Annotated in this window: 19 protein-coding genes and 1 tRNA gene; 7 read left to right on the forward strand and 13 right to left on the reverse strand. The window is 59.0% G+C overall.

Going from position 1 to position 22,039, the window contains the following annotated elements; genetic code table 11:
- Positions 1 to 129 precede the first annotated feature (129 nt).
- Complete coding sequence (locus NOM06_RS09325) at positions 130 to 969, forward strand: sterol desaturase family protein (RefSeq protein WP_255911267.1); 840 nt, start codon at positions 130 to 132, stop codon at positions 967 to 969.
- Between the two features lie 83 nt (positions 970 to 1,052).
- On the opposite strand, the gene NOM06_RS09330 is transcribed toward NOM06_RS09325, so the two are convergent.
- The 9 genes from NOM06_RS09330 to tadA all read right to left on the reverse strand — a co-directional run bounded on the left by NOM06_RS09330 (position 1,053) and on the right by tadA (position 12,175).
- Complete coding sequence (locus NOM06_RS09330) at positions 1,053 to 2,468, reverse strand: basic amino acid/polyamine antiporter (RefSeq protein ID WP_255911269.1); 1,416 nt, start codon at positions 2,466 to 2,468, stop codon at positions 1,053 to 1,055.
- 9 nt (positions 2,469 to 2,477) lie between these two features.
- Positions 2,478 to 3,380: a homocysteine S-methyltransferase family protein gene (locus tag NOM06_RS09335; RefSeq protein WP_255911271.1), complete on the reverse strand. Its 903-nt coding sequence runs from the start codon at positions 3,378 to 3,380 to the stop codon at positions 2,478 to 2,480.
- A gap of 293 nt (positions 3,381 to 3,673) precedes the next feature.
- The gene (locus tag NOM06_RS09340; protein WP_183042113.1) at positions 3,674 to 4,216 is read right to left on the reverse strand and encodes a hypothetical protein; all 543 of its coding nucleotides are present in this window, start codon (positions 4,214 to 4,216) and stop codon (positions 3,674 to 3,676) included.
- 19 nt (positions 4,217 to 4,235) lie between these two features.
- Entirely contained in the window at positions 4,236 to 5,555 is a 1,320-nt protein-coding gene (locus tag NOM06_RS09345) for a hemolysin family protein (RefSeq protein ID WP_005334094.1), read from the reverse strand.
- Between the two features lie 190 nt (positions 5,556 to 5,745).
- A complete protein-coding gene (gene phoU / locus NOM06_RS09350; RefSeq protein WP_005334097.1) occupies positions 5,746 to 6,456 on the reverse strand; it encodes a phosphate signaling complex protein PhoU in 711 nt (236 codons plus the stop codon).
- Between the two features lie 85 nt (positions 6,457 to 6,541).
- Positions 6,542 to 7,360, reverse strand: coding sequence for a phosphate ABC transporter ATP-binding protein PstB (gene pstB, locus NOM06_RS09355; RefSeq protein WP_005334102.1), 819 nt, complete (start codon positions 7,358 to 7,360; stop codon positions 6,542 to 6,544).
- 133 nt (positions 7,361 to 7,493) lie between these two features.
- On the reverse strand, positions 7,494 to 9,143 hold the full coding sequence (pstA, locus tag NOM06_RS09360; protein WP_255911273.1) for a phosphate ABC transporter permease PstA: 1,650 nt from the start codon (positions 9,141 to 9,143) through the stop codon (positions 7,494 to 7,496).
- A gap of 32 nt (positions 9,144 to 9,175) precedes the next feature.
- Positions 9,176 to 11,413, reverse strand: a complete 2,238-nt coding sequence (locus NOM06_RS09365; RefSeq protein ID WP_255911275.1) for an ABC transporter permease subunit — start codon at positions 11,411 to 11,413, stop codon at positions 9,176 to 9,178.
- Positions 11,414 to 11,617: 204 nt separating this feature from the next.
- Entirely contained in the window at positions 11,618 to 12,175 is a 558-nt protein-coding gene (gene tadA / locus NOM06_RS09370) for a tRNA adenosine(34) deaminase TadA (protein WP_305120766.1), read from the reverse strand.
- 249 nt (positions 12,176 to 12,424) lie between these two features.
- On the opposite strand from tadA, the gene NOM06_RS09375 reads away from it, so the two are divergent.
- The 4 genes from NOM06_RS09375 to aceA all read left to right on the forward strand — a co-directional run bounded on the left by NOM06_RS09375 (position 12,425) and on the right by aceA (position 16,548).
- A tRNA-Pro gene (locus NOM06_RS09375) sits at positions 12,425 to 12,501 on the forward strand.
- Positions 12,502 to 12,724: 223 nt separating this feature from the next.
- Positions 12,725 to 12,865, forward strand: a complete 141-nt coding sequence (locus NOM06_RS09380; protein WP_005334106.1) for a hypothetical protein — start codon at positions 12,725 to 12,727, stop codon at positions 12,863 to 12,865.
- 688 nt (positions 12,866 to 13,553) lie between these two features.
- On the forward strand, positions 13,554 to 15,161 hold the full coding sequence (aceB, locus tag NOM06_RS09385) for a malate synthase A (protein WP_255911277.1): 1,608 nt from the start codon (positions 13,554 to 13,556) through the stop codon (positions 15,159 to 15,161).
- Positions 15,162 to 15,234: 73 nt separating this feature from the next.
- Positions 15,235 to 16,548, forward strand: a complete 1,314-nt coding sequence (gene aceA / locus NOM06_RS09390) for an isocitrate lyase (RefSeq protein ID WP_255911279.1) — start codon at positions 15,235 to 15,237, stop codon at positions 16,546 to 16,548.
- A 106-nt stretch (positions 16,549 to 16,654) separates the two neighbouring features.
- On the opposite strand, the gene hda is transcribed toward aceA, so the two are convergent.
- The 3 genes from hda to upp all read right to left on the reverse strand — a co-directional run bounded on the left by hda (position 16,655) and on the right by upp (position 19,255).
- Positions 16,655 to 17,356 (reverse strand): DnaA inactivator Hda, encoded by a 702-nt coding sequence (hda, locus tag NOM06_RS09395; protein ID WP_040066190.1) that lies wholly within the window; start codon positions 17,354 to 17,356, stop codon positions 16,655 to 16,657.
- A gap of 102 nt (positions 17,357 to 17,458) precedes the next feature.
- Entirely contained in the window at positions 17,459 to 18,478 is a 1,020-nt protein-coding gene (locus tag NOM06_RS09400; protein ID WP_255911281.1) for a DUF2066 domain-containing protein, read from the reverse strand.
- Between the two features lie 150 nt (positions 18,479 to 18,628).
- Positions 18,629 to 19,255: a uracil phosphoribosyltransferase gene (upp, locus tag NOM06_RS09405; RefSeq protein WP_005334115.1), complete on the reverse strand. Its 627-nt coding sequence runs from the start codon at positions 19,253 to 19,255 to the stop codon at positions 18,629 to 18,631.
- A gap of 177 nt (positions 19,256 to 19,432) precedes the next feature.
- On the opposite strand from upp, the gene purM reads away from it, so the two are divergent.
- Entirely contained in the window at positions 19,433 to 20,470 is a 1,038-nt protein-coding gene (purM, locus tag NOM06_RS09410; protein ID WP_042080181.1) for a phosphoribosylformylglycinamidine cyclo-ligase, read from the forward strand.
- The gene (purN, locus tag NOM06_RS09415; RefSeq protein ID WP_255911283.1) at positions 20,467 to 21,105 is read left to right on the forward strand and encodes a phosphoribosylglycinamide formyltransferase; all 639 of its coding nucleotides are present in this window, start codon (positions 20,467 to 20,469) and stop codon (positions 21,103 to 21,105) included. The genes purM and purN overlap by 4 nt, the downstream gene beginning before the upstream one ends.
- Positions 21,106 to 21,223: 118 nt before the next feature.
- On the opposite strand, the gene NOM06_RS09420 is transcribed toward purN, so the two are convergent.
- Entirely contained in the window at positions 21,224 to 21,985 is a 762-nt protein-coding gene (locus NOM06_RS09420; RefSeq protein ID WP_305120767.1) for a Nif3-like dinuclear metal center hexameric protein, read from the reverse strand.
- Positions 21,986 to 22,039: the final 54 nt, after the last annotated feature.

A 22,039-nucleotide genomic window follows, 5' to 3' on the forward strand; every position in this document is an offset into this window, starting at 1 on the left:
CATCCGCCGCGCCTTCCTCTGCTGGCGCGCCATATTTCATGCCATCTCTTCGTTGGCTGAAAAATGTTAATGAAATATTAAAACCATCCTTTATGCTGGAGAGCAATTGCTCTGAATGGATGGCCGCATATGGATGTGCAACTGCTTCTGCTCTACCTCTCCCCGATTTTTCTGGCCTTTATCGGCTGGGAGATGCTCTACCTGCGCAAACATGGCGCGGCCTTTCCCACCGCCACCTACCAGTGGCGGGATCTGTTCGCCAACGCCGCCCTGGCCCTGATGCACCAAGGGGGCGATGCGCTGGCGGCCATCGCCATTGCTTATCTGTATGACACCCTCTGGGGCTGGCGACTGTTCGATATCGAGCTGAATCTCTGGAGTGTGCTACTGCTGTTCCTGTTGCAGGATCTCTGTTACTGGCTGTTCCACTTCACCAGCCACCATGTTCGCTGGCTGTGGGCCTCCCACGTGGTACACCACAGCTCGGAGCGGCTCAACCTCTCCACCGCTTTTCGCCAGAGCCTGATGTATCCCATCTCCGGCATGTGGCTGTTCTGGATCCCGATGATTGTCATCGGCTTCCCGCCCGAGGCAGTGGTCGCCACCGTGCTATTGAGTCTGGGCTTCCAGTTTTTCGTCCACACCCAGGTGGTGGGCAAGCTCGGCTGGCTTGAGTGGGTCTTCAACACCCCCTCCCACCACAGGGTGCACCACGCCAGCAATGCCAAGTACATAGACCGCAACTTCGCCGGGGTGCTGATCATCTGGGATCGACAGTTCGGCACCTTTGTCGAGGAGGATCCTGCCGAGCCATGCCGCTTCGGCATCACCAAGCCGATCCACAGCTTTAACCCCCTCACCCTCACCTTCCACGAGTGGCGCGACATGCTGCGCGACGCCCGTGGCCTGCCCTGGCGACAAAAACTCGCGGTGCTGTTTGGCAAACCGGCCGGACCTGCCAGCCGCTGAACCTTCGCCCCGAATAGCAAGTCCCTGAAAACAAGAGAGCGCCACGGTAGCGCTCTCTTTTATGGTCAGCCATATCTTCGGTGTCAGAGATGGGCAAACGACCAGACGGCGGGGATCAGGCTCAGCAAGGTCACTCCGGCCAACAGCCGTTCGCGACCACTCAGGCAAAGATCTGCGCCCAGCTGACGGCGGCTGTAGAGAAACAGCAGCAGACCCGGCCCGTAGAGCAGCAAGGAGAGCAGCAGATACTCCACCCCGGCAGCATAGAGCAGCCAGAAGCCGTAACCGCTCGCCACCAGTGCCACCGCCAGCATCAGACCGCGGCCCTGCCCGCCCTCCCCCTTCTTTCTGAACGAAAGCTTGAGCAAGAACAGGCCGATCAGCAGGTAGGGCACCAAAATCATCGAGGTGGAGATAAACAGCAGGCTGGTGTAGCCCTTGCCGAGCAGCCACACCAGCAGCAGGCAAGTCTGCACCGTCAGGCTGGTGAGCCAGAGCGAAGCGATAGGCGTCCCATTGCGGTTCTGGCGCCGGAAGATGGCGGGAAATGCGCCGTGTCGGGCCGCGCTGAACGGCACCTCGGCCGAGAAGAGGGTCCAGCTCACGTAGGAGGCAAGCACCGAGACGATAAGGCCGACGCTGATGAGCAGTTTGCCCCATGAGCCGGTCATCTGAGCCATCAGCCCTGCCATGGAGGGGTTGGGCAGCGCCGCCAGCTCGGGCCGACTCAATATTCCGAGCGCCAGCACCGAGATAAGCACATAGAGCAGCAGCGCCAATAGCACCCCAAGCACGGTGGCCGTGCCCACATCCCGCTTGTTTCTCGCCCTGGCCGACAGCACCGCCGCCCCCTCGATACCGGTGAAGACCCAGAGAGTGATCAGCATGGTATTGCGCACCTGCTCGGAGACCGGCACCGCCAGGGTGCTGCCCTGCTGATCCGCCGCGAAGGTAACCGGATCGAACAAGTAGCAGGCAAACAGGATAAACAGCAGCAGCGGCAGGCTCTTGGCCAGGGTCGCCACCAGATTGAATAGCGCCGCCTGCTGCACGCCGCGGGCCACCAGCAGGTGCACAGCCCAGAGGATGCAGGACTCGCCGACAAACGCCGCCAGGGTATTGCCGTCACCAAACCAGATCTGCTCGGGGGTGTCGACAAAGCTGCCCAGCGCGGCAAAGGCAATTACCAGATAGCCCACCACGCCGATGGTGGCGCAGAGCCAATAACCCCAGGCGGAGAAGAAGCCCACCAGCTCGCCAAAACCGGCGCGGGCGTAGCTGTAGATACCGCCGTCGAGATCCGGCCTTAACCGCGACAGATAGAGAAAACTCATGGCGAGCGCCAGGATGCCCACCCCCGTCACGCCCCAGCCGATCAGCACGGCGCGGGCGCCTGCCACCTCGGCCATGTTCTGGGGCAGGCTGAAAATCCCCGCCCCCACCATGGAGCTGAACACCAGCGCGGTGAGAGACCAGAGCCCAATCTTGTTCTCTTTCATGGAAGCTCCTTAGCGCAACCGGCTGCTCAGCGCCTGAATATGCTCGGGACCGATACCGCAGCAACCGCCGATCAAATTCGCCCCGGCCGCGCGCCAGCGCTCGGCCCAGCCGAGATAATCCAGCGGCCCCAGATCGGCGCGGATCTCGTCCAGCCCATCGTTGGCGGTGGCCTCTTTGGGCTGCGGCGGGAAGGCGTTGGCATAGGCACCGAGGCGGATGTCGATGCGACCCAGCGCCTGCAATCGGGCGCGAGCAACCTCGAGGGCCCCCTCGATCACCTCGGGCTGACAGCAGTTGAACAGGATGGCATCGACCCCGGCCGCCACTAACGTGGTCACCGCATCAGCCACCTGCTCGCCGGAACGCAGTCGCGGTTCGTTGCCCGGCGCCTCATCTTCCAGCGTAAAGGAGACCCAGAACGGCTTGCCATCGTCAGGCAACAGCGCTTTCAGGGCCAATGGCTCGGCAATCAGGCTCATGGTCTCGGCCAACCAGATATCCACATAAGGGGATAGCGCCCGGATAAGCGGCGTCGCCAGCTCGCTCACCCGGTCCGCCTTGAACAGGTCGGCACGGTAGGAGCCAAAGAGCGGTGGCAGAGAACCCGCCACCTGCACGGCGCCCTTCTGCTCGTCAGCCACCTCACGGGCCAGTTGACCAGCCAGCGCTGCCAGCCCCACCCCGTCGGCAAAGAAACGCTCATCGCCGATATGAAACGGCACCAGCGCATAGCTGTTGGTAGTAATGACCCTGGCCCCGCTCGCCACATAGGCCTGATGCACATCACGCACCGTCTCTGGCGCCTCCATCAAGGCCAGCGCCGACCACTCGGGTTGACGAAACGGTGCCCCTCGCCGTGCCAACTCGCGCCCCATACCCCCATCCAGCACCCACAATTCCCTGGTTTCCATCTGTCGTGTCTCTTCGTTATGTGCGTTGTTTATTTGCGTATTTATCTGTTTGTTTTGTTGATCTGCGGTTTCGCATCGAATCGCTGCAGATCGTCCCGCTTCATCCTGGGAAGCCCTTTTATTATATAGCCATAAAAACATATAGATGTTTAGATGGCCAAGGCAAGATAAAACAAAGTGCCACGGGCGGCAATCAGTATCAGCAGAAATCAGCATGTAAACGGCGAGGCAAACGCAGAAATGCAAGAGGCCACCCGAAGGTGGCCTCATCACTATCTTGATCCGCTGGCGACTTAACGCCCGGCCAGCACTCGCTTAATCTGTTTGACCCAGTCGGAGACCCGACCCTGCTGCGGCAAACCGCGCCAGATCTGCTCCCACTGGGCAGGGCTGAGCGGACGACCGAGGCGACGCTGCACACCCGCATAGAGGTAGTCATGGGCCGTGGTGGCCGCATGCTCGGAAGTGAGGAATTTGGAGACCGGATCGGTCAACCGCACATCCCGCATGCCGAGCAGCGGATAGTCGTTGTGCACCGCCGCCAGCATGGTCTCGCGCATGGCGGACTCGATGTAGCCACGGGCAAACAGGGCGGTCACCGACTCCAGTGACCCCTGATCCGGGCCGTGGTACTGCTCGTCAAAGACCGGGCTCGGCTCGACCATGCCGCTTTGCACCACCGCATCAGGATCCGGCTGCGGCACGACCACGGCAGGCTTGGGGGTTACCGGCTTGGCTACCACTGTGGCTTTGCGCGGCGCACTCTGACTACAGGCACCCAGTGCCAGGGCGAGCGCGACACAGGCCAGCGCACGGGAATGAGACTGCATCTTCATGACTCTTATGTCGCTCCTTTTACGATTCCTGAGCTGGCTTCTCGGCCACAGCCGGTTCGACCCGGGTAACCAGCAGCTGATCAATCTTGTAACTGTCGATATCGACCACTTCGAACTTGTAACCGGCGTATTTGACCGAGTCAGTGCGCTTGGGGATCTTGCGCAGCATATACATGATAAAGCCGGCGATGGTCTCGTAGTTCTGGTTCTCGGGGAACTCTTCGATATCGAAGGCGCGCATCACGTCGGAGATGGGGGTGACCCCGTCCACCAGCCAGGAGTTCTCGTCGCGCTGGACGATCTGCTCTTCCACCACGTGAGTCGCCCACTCGCCCATGACGGTGCTCATCAGGTCGTTCATGGTGACAATCCCCACCACCAGCGCGTACTCGTTCATCACCACGGCAAAGTCGCCACGATGATTCTTGAAGTACTCCATCGCCTCATAGAGGTTCAGGGTATCGGGGATGATGATGACGTTCTGCACCAGGTTGCCGCCAATAAGGTCGATGCTCTGGCCGCCAATAACGCGGATCAGCAGCTCTTTGGCATCGACAAAGCCCTTGATGCTGTCGAGGTTGTGGTCACAAACCAGAAACTTGTTATGGGGATGTTCGGCGATCTTGGCCTTGATGCTCTCTTCACTCTCTTGCAGGGTGAAGTAGATGAGGCTCTCGCGGGCCGTCATGGCAGAGGTGACACCAAGGGACTGCAACTCGAACACGTTCTCGATGAGCTGATGCTCCTCGCGCTGGATAACCCCCGCCTCGGCACCGGCATCCATCACCGCATAGATATCATCGGAGGTGATCTCGTCATTACGCACCGTGGAGACGCGCATCAGACGGAACAGGGAGTTGGCCAACCCGTTGAAAACCCACACCAGCGGCATCAACACGGTAACGAAGAAGAGCATGGGGCGCACCACCACCACGGCAATCTGCTCGGGCATGGTCATGGCCAGACGCTTGGGCATCAGATCGGCGATCAGGATAAACATGCCGGTGACGAACACGAAGGAGGCACCGGAGCTGATCTCGCCAAGCCAGGGGCCCTGGTAGAACTGGGAGACAATCCCCTTGATGGCGGGGTTGAGGGCAGACTCACCCAGGATACCGCCCAGAATGGCGACGGTATTGAGGCCAATCTGCACCACGGTGAAAAAGTTGCCCGGCTGGGCCTGCAGGGCCAGCACCTTTTCGGCCTGGCGATTACCTTCATCCGCCATCACCTGCAATTTGATTTTGCGAGACGCGGCGAGAGAGATCTCGGAGAGGGAGAAGAACACACTGCCGCCAACCAGCAGCATTAAAAAGAACAAACTATCGGCAAAACTCATGATTAACCTATTGCTACACCCGCCTTAGCACAAGACGGCAAACTGGGCCCGGGAGACCGGACCGTGAGCCCATCCGGGACTCACACAGGGGGAGTATTCTATCAGAAAACAGCCAGTTGGGGGCTTTATCTTACTCCGACCAGTTATGCAACAAAAAAGGCGCTTCACGCGCCTTTTTATTCACTTCCGGTTAGCCCTTGCCCAGCAGGGTACCCAGATCATCCGCCTTGGTGTGGCGCACATCCTTGCCTTTCACGTAGTAGACGATGTACTCGCAGATGTGCTGGCAGCGATCGCCGACCCGCTCGATGGCTCGCGCCGCCCACAGGACGTTGAGGACCTGGGGGATGGTGCGGGGATCTTCCATCATATAGGTCATCAGCTCGCGGATGATGGACTCGTACTCGCGGTCTACCTTGTCATCTTCCTTGTAGACCGCCAGCGCCGCGTCCAGATCCATGCGGGCGAAGGCGTCGAGCACATCGTGCAGCATCTTGATGGTGCGACGCCCCATGTTCTCCAGCGACACCAGCGGCGGCTGCGGCTTGTTGGCGTTGTCGGTCAGCATGCGGGCGATCTTGTCCGCCACATCGCCGATGCGCTCCAAATCGGTGATGGTCTTGATGATGGCCATCACCAGTCGCAGGTCGGAGGCAGTCGGCTGACGCTTGGCGATGATGCGGGTGCACTCCTCGTCGATCGCCACTTCCATGGCGTTGACCTTGTGGTCGTTGGCCACGATTTTACGCGCCGCATCGAGATCCTGATCGTGGATCGCCGCGATGGCGTCGGTGAGTTGCTGCTCCACCAGACCGCCCATCACCAGCACCTGGTTGCGCACGCTCTCTAGCTCGGCATTGAACTGACCGGAGATGTGTTTATTGAGGTTCATATTGTCCATACAAATAATCCTTGATTGCTCCGATTATGCCTTAGCCGTTGAACCGACTGCCAATCTGTTTGCTGAGATTCATCCTCTCCTCTCCTTAGCCGTAACGACCGGTAATGTAATCTTCGGTCTTTTTCTTGGCCGGGGTGGTGAAAATGGTGTTGGTATCCGAGTACTCGATAAGCTCGCCCATATACATGAAGGCGGTCTGATCCGACACGCGCGCAGCCTGTTGCATGTTGTGGGTCACGATCACCACGGTGAACTGGCTCTTGAGCTCGTTGATCAGCTCCTCGATGGTGAGGGTGGAGATGGGGTCGAGCGCCGAGGTCGGTTCATCGAGCAGCAACACTTCCGGCTCGATGGCGATGGCTCGGGCAATCACCAGACGCTGCTGCTGACCACCGGAGAGACCGAAAGCATTGTCGTGCAGACGATCCTTCACCTCGTCCCACAGGGCCGCACCGCGCAGGGAGCGCTCGGCCGCTTCATCCAGAGTGCGACGATCGTTGATCCCCTGCAGGCGCAGACCATAGACCACGTTCTCGTAGATAGACTTGGGGAACGGGTTCGGGCGCTGGAACACCATGCCCACCTGACGGCGCAGGGCGGAAACATCGACGCTCTTGTCATAGATGTTGTGGCCGTGCAGCTGGATTTCCCCTTCGATGCGGCAGATCTCCACCAGATCGTTCATCCGGTTGATGCAGCGCAGCAGGGTCGATTTGCCACAGCCTGACGGGCCGATAAAGGCGGTCACCTGCCCTTTGGGGATCTTCATGTTGACGTTGAACAGCGCCTGCTTGCTGCCGTAGTACAGGTTGAGATCCTTCACCTCCAGCGCGGTCTGCTCCGGGGTCAGGTTGAGCAGGTCCAGCGCGGTGTGCTGGGTAGACGTGGTCGTTACGTTGATCATCTGTTACCTCAAAATCTATCTGGAGTGGCCGGACTGCTGCCGGCGCCCCTCACGTATTGGTGCAGAGAGATGGCGGCTCGCGCTCGGCCGCCCCTCTGTTATCTCACTCTTGTATCACTCATGCGGCGCCGGATTAATGCTCCAGCGACCGGAATTTCTCGCGTAAGTGGTTACGAATACCGATAGCGGTCAGGTTCAGACCCACGATCACCGTCACCAGCAGGAAGGAGGTGGCGTAGACCAGCGGGCGGGCCGCCTCGACGTTGGGGCTCTGGAAGCCGACGTCATAGATGTGGAAGCCCAGGTGCATGAACTTGCGCTCCACATGCAGATACGGGAAGTTGCCATCCATCGGCAGGGTCGGTGCCAGTTTTACCACCCCCACCAGCATCAGCGGCGCCACTTCACCGGCTGCACGGGCAATCGCCAGAATAAGGCCGGTCATGATGGCCGGGCTCGCCATCGGCAGCACAATGCGCCACAGGGTCTCGGCCTGGGTCGCGCCCAGTGCCAGCGAGCCCTGACGGATGGTGCTCGGGATCCGCGCCAGCCCCTCTTCGGTGGAGACAATCACCACCGGCAGGGTCAGGATAGCCAGGGTCAGCGCCGACCAGATCACGCCGGGTGAGCCAAAGGTCGGGCTCGGCAGCGCTTCCGGGTAGAACAGCTGATCCAGCGAACCACCGAGCGTGTAGACGAAGAAGCCCAGACCAAACACGCCGTAGACGATGGAGGGCACGCCCGCCAGGTTGATCACCGCAATGCGGATGATCTTGGTCAGGCTGTTCTTGCCTGCGTATTCGTGCAGGTAGACTGCCGCCACCACCCCCAGCGGGGTCACGATGATCGCCATCAGGAACACCATGAACACAGTGCCGAAAATGGCCGGGAACACCCCGCCCTCGGTGTTGGCTTCACGGGGATCGTCAGAGACGAACTTGCCGATCTGGTGGAACCAGTGACCCACCTTGGCCAGCAGGCTCATGTCGTTGGGCCATACCACGTCCAGTACCTTGGACATCGGCATGGTCACCAGCTCGCCACGCATATCCTTGACGGTGATGGCGTCGCGGTCCGCTTGGCTACGTAGTGAAAAGAGCTCTTTTTCCAGCACCTGATAGCGATCGTTGAGGGCCTGACGCTCGCTGGCCAGTTCGGCTTTGAGCTGATCGGTCAGCTTGTCATCCAGCTCGGCCTTACGCTCTTTCAGGCGCAGCCGCTCCAGTTGATAGTTGATGCTGCCGATGTCCCCTTTTTGCAGATCGTTGGCCTGTTCGGAGAGGGCATTGGCTCGCGCCAGCACCCGCTGCAGGGCAGGATGCAGATCAGAGGTGAGCTCGCGGCCATCCTCTTTCACCCCGACGATATAGCCATAGAAGTTGCCGTTGGTGGCACGCTCAACCATGGCCAGCTCAGCCGGCTGGCTCTGGGACTTGATGTCCGTCTCCAGCACCCAGCGAAAATCGAGGTCAACGAACTCACGGTTGCCGGTCTTGACCAGATAGCGAGTCAGCAGCTCGCGCTCTTCCCCTTCCAGTGGCAGACCTGCAGCGCGCAGTCGCTCCACCGGAACCTGCTCGCGATCGTTGATTTCGCCGATCAGTACGCTCTTGTTGCCATTTGCGTCTTCAAGTTGCCACTCATAGATGGGGTGCGGCCAGAAGTAGACCAGACCACGCCAGCCGATCAGCAGCAACAGACCCAGTACCGCCACCAGACTCAGGCTGACGGCACCGCCGGTCATCCAGATCCAGGGGGCCCCTGATTTAAACCACTTAACCATTGTCGATTCCTTGTCCATTACAGAGTCGCCCCTTACATCGAGCTGTATTTTTCACGCAACCGCTGACGGACAAACTCGGCCAGGGTGTTGAACAAAAAGGTGAACACAAACAGGACGAAGGCCGCGAGGAACAGTACCCGATAGTGGGAGCTGCCCACTTCCGATTCCGGCATCTCCACCGCGATGTTGGCGGCGAGTGTGCGCAGCCCCTGGAACATGGAGAAGTCCATGATGGGGGTGTTGCCGGTAGCCATCAGCACGATCATGGTCTCGCCCACGGCGCGGCCAAGCCCCATCATCACGGCCGAGAAGATGCCCGGGCTGGCAGTGAGGATCACCACCCGGCTCAGGGTCTGCCACGGGGTGGCCCCCAGTGCCAGCGAGCCTTGGGTCAGGTGCTTGGGTACCGAGAAAACCGCATCTTCAGCAATGGAGAAGATGGTGGGGATGACCGCAAAGCCCATGGCGATACCGACCACCAGCGAGTTGCGCTGGTCAAACTTGATACCCATTTCATGAGTCAGCCAGATGCGCGAATCGCCGTGCATAAAAGCATTCTCGATGAGCGGGCTCAGGGCGAAGGCACCCCAGCCAATCAGCAGCAGCACCGGGATCAGCAGGATGGCGTGCCACCCCTCCGGCAGCCAGGACTTGCCGCGCTCCGGCAGATAGTTCCAGAGCAGTGCAGTCAGCAGCATCCCCATCGGCAGCAATACCAGCAGCAGGATCACCCCGGGCAACGCACCCTCGATGATCGGCGCCAGCCACAGACCCGCCAGGAAGCCCAGGATAACGGTCGGCAGCGCCGCCATGATCTCGACCGTCGGTTTGACGTATTTGCGCAGCCCCGCCGACATGAAGTAGGCGGTATAGATGGCACCGGCCACGCCGAGCGGCACAGCAAACACCATGGCGTAGAAAGAGGCCTTCAGAGTACCGAATACCAGTGGCACTAGGCTCAGCTTGGCTTCAAAGTCGTTGCTGGCGGAGGTGGATTGCCACACATACTGGGGCTCCGGATACCCTTCATACCATACCTTCTGCCACAGGGCCGACCAGGTCACCTCGGGGTGATCGTTCTCCACCGAGAAAAGCTTGAAGGTCTCCCCTTGCTGCATCAGCAACAAGTTGTGACGGGGGGAGATGGCCAGAGCAGAGAGCTCGCCCCCTTCCACCGTCTCGGTCAGCAGCTTGGTCTCGCCGGTGGCGTGGAAGAAGCTGATGATGCCGTCCTTGTCGGCACTGATGAAGCCTTTGCGAAAGTGCTCGGGAGTCAGCAGATCTACCGCGCCATCGCCCTTGAAGTCACGAATTTGGGTGAACTGGCGTTTGCCATCCTTCGCCACTTCGAACCACTGGGAGATGACGCCGTTGTCATTACCCACCAGCAGTGAAGAGGCGCCGGAGAGTAGCTGAACCTGGGTCACATTGGCGTTGGGGGCATTGATCTCCAGCACGTTGCGCAGGGAGATTTCGCTCAGGTTATGAATGTCATAGACGGAGAGGCGATTCCCCTCGCGCACGAACAGGATCCGCAGATTGGGGGTCAGCAACATCTGATCCACATGGCGCGGCAGGGAGGGAATCGTGTAGTTTTCACTGCTCCACTCAATCTCCCCGGAGATGAAGTTCTCCTCACCGCTCATCACCGTCATCACACCACGACCATCTTCGGTCACGGCGGCGGTCGCCATCTTGTCCTTGGTGGCTTCGAACACCATCAGTTGCAGCGCCTTCCCTTGCGGGTCGATCACCACCGGCTCTTCGCCGAAGGGATATTGCAGGCTGGGCTCAATCACCCGAACATCGTTGGGATAGGAGACCTTGAATGCTGGCTGGACGACCTGCGCCTTGCCATCGGCAAAGCCGTAGGCGATCAGCCGCTGACCCGGTGCCGGGGTCGCTACCGTGGTGATGTCACCAGCAACCTGGGCCTGACCCAGTGACTGGCCGACCTTGATCTTGTCATCTCCCTGCACCGCAAAGAAGTTGACCTGCCCTTTATCGCTGAAGCGATAGCCGATCTCGTTCTGCTCTTCCACGCCGAGCCAGGCGGTCTTCCCTGCGGCAGGCAGGGTAAACGAGGCGGTCGGCTCCATGGAGGCGCCATTGAAGATGGGTTTCACCACATAGAGCAGATAAAAGAAGATAAGCAGCAGCGCCACCAGTACCAGGGCTCCGCCTGTGGTGACGCCATATTTGGCCAATTTATCCTTGATCCGGCGTTTTCTACTGCCCGCCATGACCAGGTTTAACGATTCCGATGACATGCAAGACCTCAATGTAAGCTAGGCTTCGCGGCATTATATGGCGGTTGCATGACAGTTTTGTTACATCAAGAACGCTTTAACAGAGGTTGTTAACGGAAAAATGAGCGGGGATCTTTTCGAAGGCGGGTGAACGCAATATATTGTTTATAAAGGAATATTTATGATAGTGATCAGCAAGGGCAGCCTGTGCTGCCCCCGAATAATTCAGGAAAGGGTATCGTTTGATTGTTGCAACGCCAGTTTAGCCGCCTTTTTCTCGGCGCGGCGGCGCTTGAAGAAGGCCGACAACTGGGCCGAGCAGGCATCGGCCAGCACACCGCCGGTCAGCTCGACTCTGTGGTTGTGGCGCGAGTCCTGCAAGATCTCGAACACCGACCCCGCGGCACCGGTCTTGAGATCTCGGGCGCCGTAAACCACCCGCTTGACCCGGCTATGGATCAGCGCACCGGCACACATACAGCAGGGCTCCAGCGTCACATAAAGAGTGGTGTCGAGCAGCCGGTAGTTCGCCAGCTGCTGGCCCGCCGCCCGGATTGCCATCACCTCGGCATGGGCACAGGCATCGTGTTCGCTGATGGAGCGATTCCACCCCTCGCCCACCACCTGACCATCCAGCACCAGTACGGCACCGACCGGGATCTCGCCAATCCCTTCGGCCCGGGCAGCCAATGCCATGGCATGACGCATCCACTGTTCGTCCTGCTCGGGCTGACTCTGTGCCTGGCTCGGTATTTCTGGGACCTCTGATGGTTTCACGCCCATCCCCTCTTTATATTGTTCAATTGTGCTGTTTGCATTCCCGCTATCCACACCTGCCAGATGATTCCATAGATAGCAGGCATGATAGCTCGCGGTGGCAGGGCGGCGATTATGCCAAATCTGCACGTCAGACCCAAGCCGCATCCCGACTGAACAATAAAGAAGCAATCGGCATCTCTATGATAAAAAAGGAGTTGCACCCGTTTAGCCATGCTATTAGACTTCCTCCCCGTCAGCCGAGTCTGACTCCGTCGGTGTGTAGCGCAGCCAGGTAGCGCATCTGCATGGGGTGTAGAGGGTCGGAGGTTCGAATCCTCTCACACCGACCATTTTCCCCGAGAATAGCCCAGTCAAACGATTGGGCTATTTTTTTGCCTCCGATTTATCCTCCTGACAACGCCAGCCTACCAAGAACAAAAAACACTCAGAACCACTTGAATCTTTTTGCCGAACTCATTAAGATGCGCAACTTTCCGCCGGTAGACAACACAGGGAGGTGGAAACACGAGTGAAGGGATCACTGTCCGGCTTGCGTGCAACACAGGACCAGGCATGAACCAGAACACCGATTTCGCACCCGCCATTACGCTTTATTCCGTTCCTCACGACACCCCTTGCCACACCGAAAGCGAAAATGAACAGGTCATCCAGCTGGATGTGATCGATCTGGCCGAACCGGATGATGACTATTGAGCACGGCCAGATGGCTGTTCAATCACCGGCACATCGCCTGTTCAACGCTCTCCGTTTCAGGCCCTTGGCGAGAAATCTGCAAAAAACGACAAACTGCTAATTCTATCAAGGATGGCAGTATTATTGACTGATGTGTCTCCCCCTTCCCTCTACGGCATTCCCCCCGACAACTGATACAAACCTACGTTATTGCGCTTCACTTTTCATAGCTGCAACCGCTGGTGCCAACAGAGCCTGCATCACCACACCAAGTTTAAAACGCACGTTCACCAATCAGGTCTAGCATTAGCAAAACATTCATTGCCACATTCAAACGCGCTTTATACGGCTGTTTTGGCAAAGCCTGGAGTTAGGTCGGGATTTGTTTTTGCATTTGTAATTTTATTACGTAATAAGTTACAAAATAAGGGTCAGGGTAACGGCCCAAATTAGCCGTTGTCCGATGGGAAAAAGCAGGAGCATAACCATCTGCGTAGAGCTTTTACACCAACCCAATAAAGCAATAAAAAACATAAACTTAACCATATCCAAAAAACAGGTGTTTAAAAAAAACTGTTGACGTACTCAACAATATTTCGCACCTTATCAATCGTGTTATCCCGTTGTTGCGGGAACGTTTCAGGAACAGGGATTCGACTTTAGTCGTAGTTAGTAAGTTCAAAATGTAATTCTCAAAGGAGTGAACCTTATGTCGGCACCGGCTCAGACCCACTGCAGCGCCCGCCTTCGCATCCAGGGCGAAATGCTGCCCGAATACGCGCAAATTCTGACGCCGGACGCGGTGGCTCTGGTCTCCGAACTGGTGGAACGTTTTGCTCCCCAAAGAGGGGAATTGCTGAAACAACGTGTGGCACGCCAGGCCCGTATCGATGGCGGCGAGCTGCCGGACTTCCTGCCGGAAACCGCCCACATCCGTGAAGGTGACTGGACCATTCGCGGTATGCCCGCCGACCTGCAAGACCGCCGTGTGGAGATCACCGGCCCGGTCGAGCGCAAGATGGTGATCAACGCCCTCAACGCCAACGTCAAGGTGTTCATGGCGGACTTCGAGGACTCACTAGCTCCCGCCTGGAATAAGGTGATCGAGGGCCAAATCAACCTGCGCGATGCGGTCAACGGCACCATCTCTTACACCAGTCCGGAAGGAAAGGCCTACACCCTGACCCCCAATCCGGCGGTGCTCATCTGCCGGGTGCGTGGTCTGCACCTGCCGGAAAAACATGTCACTTTCGATGGCGAGCCGATCCCCGGCGGCCTGTTCGATTTTGCCCTCTACTTCCTGCACAACTATCAGGCGCTGCTGGCCAAAGGCTCGGGCCCCTACTTCTATGTGCCCAAGCTGCAGAGCCATCTGGAGGGGCGCTGGTGGAGCGAGGTGTTCGCCTGGACCGAGGACAAGTTTGGTCTGCCCCGTGGCACCATCAAGGCCACCGTGCTGATTGAAACCCTGCCAGCCGTATTCGAGATGGATGAGCTGCTCTATCAGATGAAGGATCACATAGTGGCACTGAACTGCGGCCGCTGGGACTACATCTTCAGCTATATCAAAACCTTGAAGAACCATCCGGATCGGGTACTGCCTGATCGTCAGGTTGTGACCATGGACAAGCCGTTCCTCTCCGCCTACTCGCGGCTGCTGATCAAGACCTGCCACAAGCGCGGAGCGCTGGCGATGGGCGGTATGGCTGCCTTTATTCCGGCCAAGGACGCGGCCATCAACGAGCAGGTCTTCGCCAAGGTCAAGGCCGACAAGGAGCGCGAAGCCAATAACGGCCACGATGGCACCTGGGTCGCCCACCCTGGCCTAGCCGATACTGCGATGGCGGTGTTCAACGCCACCATTGCGGCGGGTGCCAAGAACCAGATAGGCGTGCTGCGCGATCAGGATGCCCCCATCACCGCCGCTGACCTGCTGGCCCCCTGTGAGGGCGAGCGCACCGAAGCAGGGATGCGCACCAATATCCGGGTTGCCCTGCAATATCTGGAGGCCTGGATCAACGGCAACGGCTGCGTGCCCATCTACGGTCTGATGGAAGATGCCGCCACCGCCGAGATCTCCCGCACCTCCATCTGGCAGTGGATCCGCCACGGCAAGCGCCTGTCGAACGGCAAGGTGGTGACCAAGGAGCTGTTCCGCCAGATGCTGGCCGAGGAGCTGGAGGTGGTCAAAGCCGAGGTGGGCGCCGCGCGCTGGCAGGCAGGACGCTTTGCCGAGGCAAGCGAGCTGATGGAAGAGATCACCTGCGCCGATACCCTGATCGATTTTCTGACGCTGCCCGGTTACGAGCGGCTCTGAATCACGGGCCCCGGGCGGGGCTCGCCAATAACAAGTCAATGGAAACGTGAAATCAATGAAAGAGGGAACTGATATGGTACTGACCCGTGAGCAACAGATCCAGGCTATCGAGAAAGACTGGGCGGAAAACCCCCGCTGGAAAGGGATCAAGCGCGGCTACAGCGCCGAAGATGTGGTAAACCTGCGCGGCAGCTTGCAGCCGGTGCACACCCTGGCCCAGCGCGGTGCCGACAAGCTGTGGGGTCTGATCCACGGCGATGCCAAAAAGGGCTACGTCAACTGCCTCGGCGCCCTGACCGGTGGTCAGGCGGTACAGCAGGCCAAGGCGGGGATCGAGGCGATCTACCTCTCCGGCTGGCAGGTGGCGGCGGACAACAACTTGTCCTCCACCATGTATCCGGATCAGTCCCTCTACCCGGCCAACTCGGTACCATCCGTGGTGGAGCGCATCAATAACTCCTTCGCCCGTGCCGACCAGATCCAGTGGGCCAACAAGGTCGGGCCGCAGGATGAGGGCTTTATCGACTACTTCCTGCCGATCGTGGCGGATGCGGAGGCCGGTTTCGGCGGCGTACTGAACGCCTTCGAACTGATGAAGGGGATGATTGAAGCAGGCGCCGCCGGCGTGCACTTCGAAGATCAGCTCGCTTCCGTCAAGAAGTGTGGCCATATGGGCGGCAAGGTGCTGGTACCGACTCAGGAAGCGGTGCAAAAGCTGGTTGCCGCCCGTCTGGCAGCCGATGTGTGCGGCACCACCACCCTGGTGATCGCCCGTACCGACGCCAACGCCGCTGACCTGTTGACCACCGATGCCGACCCGTACGATGCAGACTTCCTGACTGGTGAGCGCACTGCCGAAGGATTCTACAAGGTGCGTGCCGGTATCGATCAGGCCATCGCTCGCGGTCTGGCTTACGCCCCCTACGCCGACATGGTGTGGTGTGAAACTGCCAAGCCTGATCTGGACGAAGCGCGTAAATTTGCCGAAGCAATCAAGGCCAAGTTCCCGGACCGCATCCTGGCCTACAACTGCTCCCCAAGCTTCAACTGGAAGAAGAATCTGGACGATGCCACCATCGCCCGCTTCCAGCAGGAGCTCTCCGACATGGGCTACAAGTACCAGTTCATCACCCTCGCAGGTATCCACAACATGTGGTTCCACATGTACGAGCTGGCCTACCAGTACGCCCGTGGCGAAGGGATGAAGCACTACGTCGAGATGGTGCAGGAGCCGGAATTTGCCGCCGCCAGCCGTGGCTACACTTTCGTGGCACACCAGCAGGAGGTCGGTACCGGTTACTTCGACAAGGTGACCACCGTCATTCAGGGTGGCCAATCCTCGGTCACCGCGCTGACCGGTTCGACCGAAGAAGATCAGTTCCACTGATAGGCAGAGCCCCCTTGAGATAGCAAAACCCCGGCCTGATGCCGGGGTTTCTTTTTATCTGCCATTCAAACGAAAGTCAGGCCACAACCGCACACCGCAGAGAGGATCAGAGCTCGAGGATCTCTTTGACAAAGGGAATGGTCAGCTTGCGCTTGGCGCGAAATGAGGCGTTGTCGAGCTGATTGAGAGTGGTGAGCAGGGTGCGCATATCGCGGGAGAGTCGGTTGAGCAGGAAGCGGCCCACATCGATGGGCAATTTGAAGCCCCGCAGCTCGGCACGCAGCTGCAGGGCACTGAGCTTGCCTTCGTCATCCAGCTCTTCGAGATGGAAACTCACCCCCCAGTCGAGGCGCGAAGCGAGATCCGGCAGTTGCAGCCCCAGTTTGCGCGGCGCGCTGCAACCGGTGACGATCAGCGTCCCCTCGCCCTTCTCCTGCCAGCGATTGTAAAAGTCGAACAGGGCCCGCTCCCACACGGCATTGCCGGCGATCGCCTCAAGGCTGTCGAGACAGACCAGCGGCAGGCTTTCGAGGGCATCGAGCATGCTGGGGTCGAGTTGTTCAAATTGGTCGAGGGAGAGATAGGCCGCCGCCGCATCGCGGGCGTTGACCTCGGCACAGGTGGCGTGGAGCAGATGAGAGCGTCCGGATCCCTTGGCTCCCCAGAAATAGAGGAAAGGCGATCCCTGACCGATGGCCGCGTTTTTGAGGGCGGTGATCAGATGAGCATTGTTGCCGGGATAAAAACTGACGAAGGTTTCATCATCCGGTAGTTGTACGGCTAAAGACAGTTGGGCCGGTTGCTTCACTCGTTGGGCTTTGACTGTGACATTTGTGGCTAAGTGTATCATCGCAAAGGCAGATAGAGAACCGCCCGGACAAGCCGGGCGGTCTACAAAAGCCTTATAAAATCAGGGCTGCGACCATTGGTAACGCAAACCGCTGCCATTATCGTCAACCTTGCGCAAACGACTCTCAAGCTGCAGTGCCCGTACCAGCTCGGCCTGCTCCCCTTGCAGGGTAAAGTTGAAGGTGACCTGGTCCCCCTCCAGCTTGCCGATCGCCACCTTGCTGACGTTGGCCATCCCCTGCAGCATCTTCTGCACAGCGATCATGCTGTCCACTTCGGAGAGGCCATCTACCACCAGGGTCTGGCTGGTTGCCGGACCAGAAATGCGGGCACCGTAGTTTTTCACCAGCCAGGCCGCCAGGGTATCGGCAAACCCTTGCGCCACTTCGGCCTGAGTGCCAGTGTTATTGCCACGGGTCAGCTCGGCCACTTCACCGACCGCTTTGGGGCCGTAGAGTCCCCAATCGATGCTCCACTTGTCACCTTCCGGTGTCAGCTTGCCCAACACCACCATCTCGGCGCCATAGCGCTGGCTTGCCTGCAAAATCGGGTCGGCAAAGCGTCCCCAGACATCGGTGGCACTGACCGCCATATTGTCATCGAGATCCATCAGCGGAATGCTGATGGGCAGCCCCAGCGTCTGGGCCTGCTCGCGCAAGGCTTGCGCCCAACCATCGCTGGATTGATCCGCCAGCAAGCGACGCTCCCCCTGATCCACCACCAGCCAGATGGCCATTTGGGGACGAGCCGGGCCAAGCAGGGCATACTGGCTCTCGGAGACCAGGCTGTTGACCTTGTCACTCTTGAACTCGGCTTTCAGATACTTGACGGAGTCCTGATCCTGATAGCCATAGCTTTTGACATAGTCGCCCGGGGCCGCCAGCGCCTTGACCACCACAGGCTGGGTGAGGATGTCGCGCTTGCCGGTCACCTTGATCAGCACCTGACCCAGTGCCTGCCCTTGAGCGGCCACCATGTCGCCACTGGTCGGAGCCTTGCCCTGATAAAGGTCGGTCACCTGAGCGGCCGAGGCCATGAATGACAAGCCGCAGCAGAGGGCGGTCACAACACGTTTGAACATGAACAGAGTCTCGAAATGGGAGAGTGTGCTTATGGTAGCGGCAAGGCGCATCCTGCGGCAAGGCTGGCACAAGCGGCCACAAACAGCAGAGCCGGCGATGCGCCGGCTCCGATCACCCCTTCCACATGGGAAGCAGGTCAAGACATAAACTTATTTGGTACCGAAGATCTTGTCGCCTGCATCGCCCAGACCCGGCACGATGTAGCCTTTCTCGTTCAGCCCTTGGTCGACAGAAGCGCAGTAGAGCTCTACGTCAGGGTGAGCGGCTTCCAGCGCCTTGATCCCTTCCGGCGCGGCAACCAGTACCAGCACCTTGATGGATTGACAGCCCTTCTTCTTCAGCAGATCGATAGTGGCGATCATGGAACCACCGGTGGCCAGCATCGGATCGATGACCAGCGCCAGACGCTCTTCGATGTTGCTGACGATCTTCTCGAAATAGGGAACCGGTTGCAGGGTCTCTTCATCGCGGTAGATACCGACCACGCTGACGCGGGCACTCGGCATGTGCTCCAGCACGCCATCCATCATGCCAAGGCCGGCACGCAGGATGGGTACGACGGTTACCTTCTTGCCTTTGATCTGGTCAACTTCTACTGGCCCATTCCAGCCATCGATGATAACCTTCTCGGTTTCGAAGTCAGAGGTCGCTTCATAGGTCAACAAACTGCCCACTTCTTTGGCCAGTTCACGGAAACGCTTGGTGCTGATATCGCCTTCACGCATCAGACCGATCTTGTGTTTGACCAGGGGGTGTTTGACTTCAACGACTTTCATTATTATCTCCTCTAACCTGCCGCAAAAAAAATCGCGGAATCATACAACAAAAGCCACCGCTTGTAGAGCATTTCCGCGCAAAAACGCGCAAACGATTTCCTTTCTGGTTTTTCACCGCCACTGTTAGAATACGCCCCGAATTTTACCCTCCACTTCTTTACATGACGGGGAATACTCGTGACTGACAAAACCTCACTGAGCTACAAGGATGCTGGCGTAGATATCGATGCCGGCAATGCACTGGTTGAACGTATCAAGGGCGTGTCAAAGCGCACTCGTCGTCCTGAAGTCCTTGGTGGTCTTGGCGGCTTTGGGGCCTTGTGTCAAATCCCTGCGGGCTACAAGGAGCCGGTACTGGTCTCCGGTACCGATGGTGTGGGCACCAAGCTGCGGCTGGCCATCGACCTGAAGAAGCACGACACCGTGGGCATCGATCTGGTGGCCATGTGCGTCAATGACCTGATCGTACAGGGCGCCGAGCCGCTGTTCTTCCTCGACTACTATGCAACCGGCAAGCTGGACGTGGACACCGCGGCAGCGGTGGTCACCGGGATCGGTGCCGGTTGCGAGCAGTCAGGCTGTGCCCTGGTGGGCGGCGAGACCGCCGAGATGCCGGGCATGTATGAAGGGGAAGACTACGACATCGCCGGTTTCTGCGTCGGTGTGGTGGAGAAGAGCGAAATCATCGACGGCAGCAAGGTCGGTGAAGGGGATGCCCTGATCGCGCTGGCCGCCAGCGGCCCTCACTCCAACGGCTTCTCCCTGATCCGTAAAATTCTGGAAGTCTCCAAAGCCGACGTGCATCAGCCGCTGGGTGACCGCACCCTCGCAGATGCCTTGCTGGAGCCGACCCGTATCTATGTGAAACCTGTGCTCAAGCTCATCAAGGAGTGCGAGATCCACGCCCTCTCCCACATCACCGGCGGTGGCTTCTGGGAGAACATCCCCCGTGTCCTGCCCGCCAACACCCAAGCGGTGATCGATGAGCAGAGCTGGCAGTGGCCGGCAGTGTTCAGCTGGCTGCAGCAGGCTGGTAACGTCACCCGTCATGAGATGTATCGCACCTTCAACTGCGGCGTCGGCATGATCATCGCCCTGCCCGCCAACCAGCTGGAGAAGGCGCTGACCCTGCTCAAGGCGGAAGGCGAGAACGCATGGCACATTGGTCATATCGCCAAGGCAGCAGACGGTGAGGAGCAGGTCGTCATCAAATGATGCGGATCCTCGTCCTAATCTCCGGCAGCGGCAGCAACCTGCAGGCGATCCTCGACCACTGCGCCAGCGGCAAGATTGCAGGTCAGGTGGTTGGCGTCATCAGCAACAAGGCCGATGCCTATGGCCTGGTTCGCGCCAAAGAAGCAGGCGTGGCGACCTCCATTCTGGCCCAGCAGCAGTTTGCCAGCCGAGAGGAGTATGACGCCGCCCTGCTGGCGCTGATGGCAGACTATCAGCCGGATCTGGTGGTGCTGGCCGGGTTTATGCGGATATTGAGCGGCGATCTGGTGCGCCATTTCGCCGGCAGAATGCTCAATATCCACCCCTCCCTGCTGCCCAAGTATCAGGGCTTGCACACTCACCAACGCGCCATAGATGCCGGTGACAGTGAACACGGCGCCAGCGTCCACTTCGTCACCGAAGAGTTGGACGGGGGCCCGGTGATCCTGCAGGCCCGCGTGCCCATCTTCGAAGGGGACACGGCGGACGAGGTAGCGGCACGGGTACAGGCACAGGAGCACAGTATCTACCCGCTGGTGGTGCGCTGGTTCTGCGAAGGCAGGCTGCAGATGGTAGATGGCGCCGTGCAACTGGATGGTGCCCTGCTGGGCCCCGCTGGTTACGCCAGCGAGTAACCGCTAACGACAGCATGTCAGATACAACAAGGGAGGCCTCGGCCTCCCTTATCATTCCTACCTACCAGCGCTATGGCTGCCATCACGTCCGATTACGCCACTACGTGGCTAATCGAACTTACACCGGATTGTCGATATCGATAAAGGTCACATCCAGCCCGTGCACCGTCGCCAGCCACTCTCCCAGCGCCTTGACGCCGTAGCGCTCGGTGGCGTGATGGCCAGCGGCGTAGAAGTGCATCCCCATCTCGCGGGCGGTGTGGATGGTCTGCTCGGAAGCCTCGCCGGAAATAAAGGCATCGATGCCCTGCTCCGCCGCCAAATTGATGTAGCTCTGGCCGCCGCCGGTACACCAGGCCACGGAGCGGATAAGCTCGGGGCCGCTGTCGCCACAATAGAGTGGTTCGCGGCCAAGTCGCTCTGCAATCAGCTTGGCAAAGTCACGGCCGCTCATCGGCTGCTCCAGCTTGCCCACCATGGCGACGCTCTTGCTGTTCCACGGCTCCAGACCGCGACGCACCTTGATATCCAGCAACTTGGCAAGCTGGGCGTTGTTGCCCACCTCGGGATGGACATCAAGCGGCAAATGGTAGGCAAACAGGTTAATGTCGTGGGTCAGCAGGGTCTTGAGCCGACGCTGCTTCATGCCGGTGATCTGGGCCGGTTCACCGCTCCAGAAGTAGCCGTGATGGACCAGAATGGCATCGGCCTCGGCAGCCACCGCCGCGTCGATAAGCGCCTGACTGGCGGTGACACCGGTCACTACCTTGCGAATGCGCTCGCGCCCCTCCACTTGCAAGCCGTTGGGGCAGTAATCCTTGATGGCGTGAGGTTCGAGCAGATGGTTCAGTACGGTTTCGAGTTTTCGATGAGAGATCATAGGGGTCCCTTATTAAGGCTCGGTCCCCTGCTTTACCAATAAAAACAGGGCCCA

It is taken from the genome of Aeromonas sp. JL9 (assembly GCF_024436075.1).
GTDB lineage: Bacteria > Pseudomonadota > Gammaproteobacteria > Enterobacterales > Aeromonadaceae > Aeromonas > Aeromonas veronii.